Source organism: Rhizobium sp. L9 (genome assembly GCF_002531885.1).
Taxonomy (GTDB): domain Bacteria; phylum Pseudomonadota; class Alphaproteobacteria; order Rhizobiales; family Rhizobiaceae; genus Rhizobium.
This window is the reverse complement of record NZ_NWSZ01000032.1, coordinates 71,102-77,975: the sequence shown is the minus strand read 5'-3', so window position 1 is coordinate 77,975 and position 6,874 is coordinate 71,102. Positions and strand designations below refer to the sequence as shown.

Sequence of the window (6,874 nt, the reverse complement as noted above, 5' to 3'; positions counted from 1 at the left end):
AGGGTCAATCCCGATGTCACAGCTTGCAACCAACTCAAAGAGAAGGAAAATGCAATGACCAAGATTTCCGAAAGATCATTTGAAACGATCGAAAACCCGGGGTCATCGCCGCTCAAGGTGCCAGATCAGTTCGGCGCATCCGTTGAAAAGGGGAACAAGCAGGTGACAGAGGCTCTTTTGAAATTTGCGTCCGGCGCTGAAGCGACACAGAAAATGCTGCCTCCGATCCTCGAAACGACAAGTCTATTCGGCAACGAATTGTGGTGGAAGACGATCGCTGCACTGCAAGCCGACGCCGAGGCCGGCTTCTCACATTTGCAAGCTTTGCTGGGCGCGAATTCGCCGTCGCAGATCCTCGAACAGCAGTCGACCTTTTTCCGCAAGCGCGTTGAGACAAGTTTGCAGCACGCCAAGGAAGTCCGGGAGCTCTCAAGCAGGGCGGTGGAGGAAATCTCAAAGCCGGTCAAGGATGCTTTTGACAAGGTCCTGACGAACCCCAAAGCGACGTAAAGTAGACTCGGCACTAAGATCAGGGCTGGACGAATCATGATCGGAGCCGCTTTCGAGGAGACAACATTATGCGGCCGACTGATGTTTCATCTGTTCGCGGCGCTGGCGAATTCCGGCGTGATCTGGTCAGAGAGCGGACCCGTGCCGGCCCGGAGGAACGTGGTAGGCGCGGCGGCGGCCGCCGCTGATAAGCTTGCCAGGGCCTCATCTGGTGGCTGGCCACAAAGTGCGCGAGGCCATCGCACCTTACGAGGCTCTTAGATGGTTACATGTGGGGGATAGTAAAATGATTGTAGCTGTTCCAAATAGCGGGGCGTCACGGATTAACCAATCCGGTGTAGAAGCATTACGAGAATTTCCTAACTTTCCGATAGGCGGGATCTTGTTCAAGGATATAGCGCCTATGCTGGCTGGTAGAGGTGCATTGGGCGAAGTCGTTTCTACCGTCGCAAGCCAAGTGTCGGGAACAGAAATCGATGCCATTTTGGCGGTTGATGCGCGTGGTTTCATCTTGGGCGCCTCATTGGCTGATAGGCTCGGTTGCGGTTTCATCATGGTAAGGAAACCCGGTAAACTGCCGGGGGACGTCCTCTCATTTGAATACAGCTGTGAATACTGCTCCGGAACCCTGGAGGTAACTGCCGGCCTCATCGGTGACGGCCTGCGATGCCTGATTGCTGATGACCTTCTAGCGACGGGTGGCACTGCTCGGGCGACTGGGAATTTTGTCAAGTCCCAAGGCGGAGAGATCGCCGGATACGCATTCATACTCGAAATCGAAGTTTTGAAAGGCAGGCGTCAATTGGACGACGCACCAGTGATCAGTGCGATGACGTGCTAGCGCAGCAACATAGACGTAAGGAGGCAAGCGCATGAATACCCCTGATTGGCTTTCGACACCGCAGGACGTGCATGTAGCCAGTCAGACGCTACAGGCCCTCGTCACAAGTGAACTTTCGAAACGAGTCGTCTCGGAAAACGAAATTAAAACGATCTATCTGTTTCTAACCCGCAAGTGCAATTTGGGATGCCACCACTGTTATATCGCAGGCGTCGGGCCCAAGGCCAAGGGCATTGATTTCAACCTGGAGGCGATCCAAGGACTGATCGAGCAAGCACTGCCCAATGGGCTGCGCAAGGTTAAGGTTTCCGGGGGTGAACCGATGGTTCACAAGGAATTCATGGCAGTCATGGAATATCTCGCATCCTGTGGGCTGAAGGAGCTGGTTTTCGAGACGAATGGAACCCTCTTTGACGAGTTCACGATCGAGCAGCTAAGTAGGCTCCCCAATTTGACGGTCTTCATCAGCCTCGACCATTTCGACCCAGAGGCGCACGACGCTTTCAGAGCAAAATCGGGTGCGTTCGCCAAGACTGCGATTGTCCTGCAGCGGCTTGGAAAAACTGACATCTCTACGGTGGTAACGACGACTGCCTATCGCAACAACTATGACAAGGTGATTTCGATTATAGATTTGGTGCTCGGCTGGGGCATCAAGAAGCATCGGACGCTGCTCAACATACATCCGATGGGCAACGCGCGCAGCCATGAGGACAATGCGATAAGCTTGGAGGAATGCAAGCTACTGATAGGCGATCTTTTGAAATCTCCCCATTTTGAGAGTGGCGCTGCATACATGACTCTGCCGCCGGCTCTGATGCCTCTCAAGTATCTGAACGGCGTGCATACTTGCGGTTGGGGCGACAACGTACTGGGCATACTGTCGAACGGACAAGTTTCGATGTGCAGTGCCTCCTACGATGATCCGGAAATGATCGCCGGCAATGCCTTCGAAATGCCCTTGATGGAAATCTGGCGCAACAGCCCGTTCTTCCATGAGCTACGCGAGGTGGTGAGTGGCGAGGTTAAGGGCGTCTGCGGCAACTGCGTGTTTTATCCAGTCTGTCGCGGCGTCTGCAAGATGAGTAGCTGGTCGCACTATGGTGAAAAGGACGCGCCCTATCCGCTGTGCCAGGAACTTTACAATAACGGAGGTTTTCCGGAGTACGCCCTGGTGGACCCGACGAAAGATTCCACCTACCGCCGCGGAGTTATAGCGAAAGAGCGTCGGCCCGCCGCCGAAGCTCCTGTCTATAACTTCTCGGAGGAAATCGCGGCTGCTGCGCAACACACTCACTAACGCAGGAGGCGCGACGTAATAATTGCTGTGTCGACGACGTAATTTAACCAGGTCAACAAAAATAACGTGGAGGATTGAGGATGAGCAGAGCTTTCCGAGGTGCGGCGGGTGTGGCGCACACACTTGCGAACAACGCGATACGATCCGGCAACAAAGCAGCCGCCCAGCAAGCCCAGGTGATTTCTCGTCTTGCGGAAGGACTCGCCCGGCTGCAGGCGGGTTTGGATGACCAAGCTCAGCAATTGACGGCTGGCCTTGTAAAATTAGAGCAATCGCTAAAGGTGTCACGCAGATCGCAACGGTCGAAATCCGGCTCACTCGCTGCTAACGGCGAACTACAAGACTACTACGTTGATATAACCGCCTCGAAGAAATTTGGCAAAGCCAATTGGCCGCGCGCCGCCGATTCAGGTCTTGTAGGACGCCGCATTGGGCGAGGACCGGTTAGGATGACTGGTTCCGACACACAATCGGCAAAGGCGGTTACCGCCGCATTCGCCAAACTTCTCTCGGCTCAGGCACAATTGCTGCAGATACGCAGTGAAGTGGAAGACCTCAAGAAGGTTCAGAGGTAGCGGCAATGGCTAGTTCCCGACTGTTTGGCTACGCCGTTGACGAAGAGGATGGCAAGCTGGTAATCGTGATTGACGGATTGCTTGCCGAAAGTTGCATCCGGCAAATTCGGGACAGCGCCCAGACGGGCCGCGGTGGTGAACTCTTGTCGCGATTGCTGCCGGTAAGTTCGGTTTACAAGCTTATGTCTGGACAAGAGGAACGCGCTGAAGAAACGCTCAGCCTTGAACAGTTGCTTGGACAAAACGTCGACCAGAGTTTCGCTTCCTTCGAACAACAGTTCGCCGACCTGAGGCAGACACTAGCCGAATTCGGCAGCCCGGAAAGTTCGAAATAAATCACGCAGCCGTATCAGGAGTCTCCGCGATGCTTCGGTTGTCACCAGAAGACTCTATTTTGCTGATCACCTGCCGGGCCTACCTACGACCCGAGGATGAAGAGCGTTTGGTCCGTCTCTGCAAGGAGCCTGTCAACTGGCCCTATGTGGTATGGCGCGCCGAGCATAATCGGACGGTGCCGCTGCTTGAGAATCACTTGCGCCGCCTCGATTTGTTGACACTATTGCCTACTGAGGCGGCGCATTACGTTCAGTGCTGGACTGTCATGTCAAAGGTCAGGTCCGCACTCGAATTTCGCAATCTGCCAGAAATCATGGATGCGCTGGATCGGGCCGGCATCGCCTGGTTCCTGGTGAAGGGACCAGATCTCGCGCTTCTCCACTATCCCGATCCACTCCTACGGCCGATGACCGATCTCGACATCATGGTCAAGCCCGCTGACGCGCAGCGCGTGCAGCGGCTCATGTTCGATCTCGGCTACCGGCACGGTATTTTCGACCCTTCAAATGGCAACTGGCATCCGGAACGAAAGGAACTCGATGACGAAACCTTCCGCGAAAGCTATTCCTTGCCGGTGTTTGTAAGGATAGAATCCGTTGAATCTCCGTTCCCTGGTCCCGCGGTGCCACGCCAGCTGCGCTACCGCCACGTAAAGGGATACATCGATTCCGCGAAGAAGCTGCACATGCCCATCTTCATTGATATGCATGTAAATCTCTCCGTCGGCATCGATGTCGAAGACATATGGTCAGGCGTGCGTCTTGCAAACGGTCTAGGCCGCATATTGCAGGTCCAATCCGCGACTGGCGCCGTCTGGTTCCTTTCGGCCAGGCTTTATCACGAGGCCTTCCTTTATAATTCGCTTCGACTATTGATGTTCGGCGATCTTCATGCGGTTCTACACAAAGAAATGGCGAATATTAGCTGGGCGGAGGTCGCTGCGATAGGTTACAAATACGAGATGAGGCCGGCGTTATATTTCGTCCTGACGCAGATGAAGCGCATCTGTGGGATAGACATACCGTCCGAGTTCCTAGAGCTCATTCGACCTGATCAAACCGAGGTACCACTTCAACATGATTGGGGCGACGTGTTGCCCAAACTGCTGTCTATTCCCACTGTTAACGATCTTGAGCTGGCGTAAATATGGCGCCCGAGTCACCATATCGTACAGATCCTGCGGCGAACGACCTTCGTATCGCAGCAACCGAAACCTCTGCAAAGTTTGCGTCAACAGTCCATCGGGCCCTCACGCGGTCAGGAATAACGATCCTAAACACGCAGGTGTTCAGCAATGGCCAGATGGCTGTCACTCCGCGCGACGGCGGGCTTGGCGGAAATGTGGTGGTCGTGCAAACATTTCCTGACAGCGTTCATGATCGTCTTTTCGAGTTGTTCCTAGCGCTTGGTGCCGTGCGGGCGCGGGGTCCCCGCACGATTACCGCTGTTCTTCCCTACCTCCCATATTCGCGTTCGGATCGCCCTGCCTTCGACGGCGGACCTGTACCGGTGCGAATCCTTGCGGGGATTATCGAAACGCTCGGTATAGATCGGCTGATAACTTTCGAACTCCATGTTCCTCAGCTGTGCGCCGCATTTGCCTGTCCTGTCGTCAATCTTCAGTTCGCTCCCGCCCTAGTTCGCCATCTCGGTTCTGCGGCCGTCGATGGCGACATGGTCGTTTCACCGGACTTCGGCGGAGCGAAGCGAGCTGAGCACTTGGCGGCCCTGCTCGGCTGCCCATTCGCTGTCATGCGCAAGCACCGCAGAGACGATGATGACTTTCGGGAGAGCGTCGAGATTCTGGGGGACGTTGCTGGCCGGACGATCATCCTGATTGACGACGAAATCAACAGTGGTCAGACGGCTTTTTCAGCCGCCGCACATCTCAAAGCGGCAGGCGCTCGCAAGATAACCCTTGCCGCAGCCCATGCCATATTCACGCCGTCGCTGAACGAAAACTGGGGACGGTCTCAGATCGACCGCATCGTTGTGACCGACAGCGTCGGACGTACCGACAATTTCCCCGACAGTGTCGAAGTAGTCTCGATCGGCAACGAAATTGCAGGCGCGCTGCAGGCACGCTGAGAAGCATTACCTGAAATCTAGCATCACGCGATTAACACGTGGATCGAGCGCCTGCTCGAATGCCTCTTGGGCGTTTGACGAGGGCCAAAGATTGACCTGCAGCACGTCGAAGCGTGCGGCATGTTCAACGATGGTTCGAATGGCATTTCTCACGTCGTCCGCGCTTTGGGCTATGGTGCCGATCAGTTCAATTTCCCGGTAATGCAGAAAGTTAGCGCCTACCGATAACAAATCGGACGTCGGAATCGATTGGTAGAGTACAATCCTGGCACCGCGTGACGCCGCAGCTATGGCCCCCTGAATGCCTCTGACACCGAAGCGCGTGCAAAAGATGCAGTCGAAGCCCCAGCCATCCGTTAATTTCTCGACGAGTTTCGGATCAGACAGAGAATGAACTGACCCCGTTGCATGGGCGCCGGTCGACATCACAGGCCCATGCGTTGCCACGTCGTCATCGAAAAGGTAAACGTCGCATCCTTTGGTTGTCAGAAGTATCGAATGGAGAAGGCCCATCGTGCCTCCGCCGATGACGGCCACAGTGTCTCCAGCCTTTGCACGCGCCCTATTTATGCCGCGTGCCACGCAGGCGACAGGTTCAACTAACGCGGCACGCTCGGGAGCCAAAAAGGAAGGTACGGAAAAAACCTGATAGGCGGGTACGCCCACAAAATTGGCCAATCCCCCCGGCCCCTGCGGCACCCCTCCTCTCGCTTTAGGATTTAAATATGCACAGTGGTTGTCCAGTCCGAGGCGGCAGGCACGACATTGGCCGCATCTGCGCATTAAAAGCACCGCAACGCGGTCTCCTACGCGCAGGCCATCCGGTACATCGTCCGGCAGAGACACGATCGTGCCTGACAACTCGTGCCCGCCCCAATAGGGGTAAGTCGGCTTGGCGCCCCGATAAACGCGTTGCTCCGGTGTGCAGAGTCCACACAACTCTATCCGCACACCGACTTCGGACGATACGGCGAGTGGAACCGACAATGTCCATTCTTCAACCTTGCGGGGGCAAGTAATTACGAGTCCACGAACCTCCATACGAGACCTCTCGCTCCCCGACACACCGACTATCCTAATATGTACACTTACTTGCATCCAGAATCTAGCCAACAACCACAGGCGGCAGTCAGAAAGCTGATGAAATCACGTGCCTTGCTGGCGGGCTTGCTTATGTCCTGGGTCTTGACAAGCTTCTCGGAGATATCGTCGGCGCAAACGGCA

8 protein-coding genes are annotated in these 6,874 nt (G+C 55.3%); 7 read left to right on the top strand and 1 reads right to left on the bottom strand.

Annotated elements, in window-relative coordinates:
* The 7 genes from CO660_RS27515 to prs form a co-directional block, all read left to right on the top strand.
* The coding region (locus tag CO660_RS27515) for a phasin (RefSeq protein ID WP_245421391.1) at window positions 1-510 on the top strand (510 nt) is incomplete at its 5' end.
* A gap of 286 nt (window positions 511-796) precedes the next feature.
* On the top strand, window positions 797-1,351 hold the full coding sequence (locus tag CO660_RS27510) for an adenine phosphoribosyltransferase (protein ID WP_004672710.1): 555 nt from the start codon (window positions 797-799) through the stop codon (window positions 1,349-1,351).
* A 31-nt stretch (window positions 1,352-1,382) separates the two neighbouring features.
* Window positions 1,383-2,651, top strand: a complete 1,269-nt coding sequence (locus CO660_RS27505; protein ID WP_004672712.1) for a radical SAM protein — start codon at window positions 1,383-1,385, stop codon at window positions 2,649-2,651.
* Between the two features lie 80 nt (window positions 2,652-2,731).
* Window positions 2,732-3,226 (top strand): hypothetical protein, encoded by a 495-nt coding sequence (locus CO660_RS27500; RefSeq protein WP_004672713.1) that lies wholly within the window; start codon window positions 2,732-2,734, stop codon window positions 3,224-3,226.
* A gap of 5 nt (window positions 3,227-3,231) precedes the next feature.
* A complete protein-coding gene (locus CO660_RS27495; protein ID WP_004672714.1) occupies window positions 3,232-3,561 on the top strand; it encodes a hypothetical protein in 330 nt (109 codons plus the stop codon).
* Window positions 3,562-3,590: 29 nt separating this feature from the next.
* Window positions 3,591-4,706 (top strand): nucleotidyltransferase family protein, encoded by a 1,116-nt coding sequence (locus CO660_RS27490; protein WP_004672715.1) that lies wholly within the window; start codon window positions 3,591-3,593, stop codon window positions 4,704-4,706.
* Window positions 4,707-4,708: 2 nt separating this feature from the next.
* Complete coding sequence (prs, locus tag CO660_RS27485; RefSeq protein WP_011053499.1) at window positions 4,709-5,650, top strand: ribose-phosphate diphosphokinase; 942 nt, start codon at window positions 4,709-4,711, stop codon at window positions 5,648-5,650.
* Between the two features lie 6 nt (window positions 5,651-5,656).
* Here the strand turns inward: prs and CO660_RS34385 are convergent, their stop codons facing one another.
* A complete protein-coding gene (locus CO660_RS34385; protein WP_011053500.1) occupies window positions 5,657-6,691 on the bottom strand; it encodes a medium chain dehydrogenase/reductase family protein in 1,035 nt (344 codons plus the stop codon).
* Window positions 6,692-6,874 lie beyond the last annotated feature (183 nt).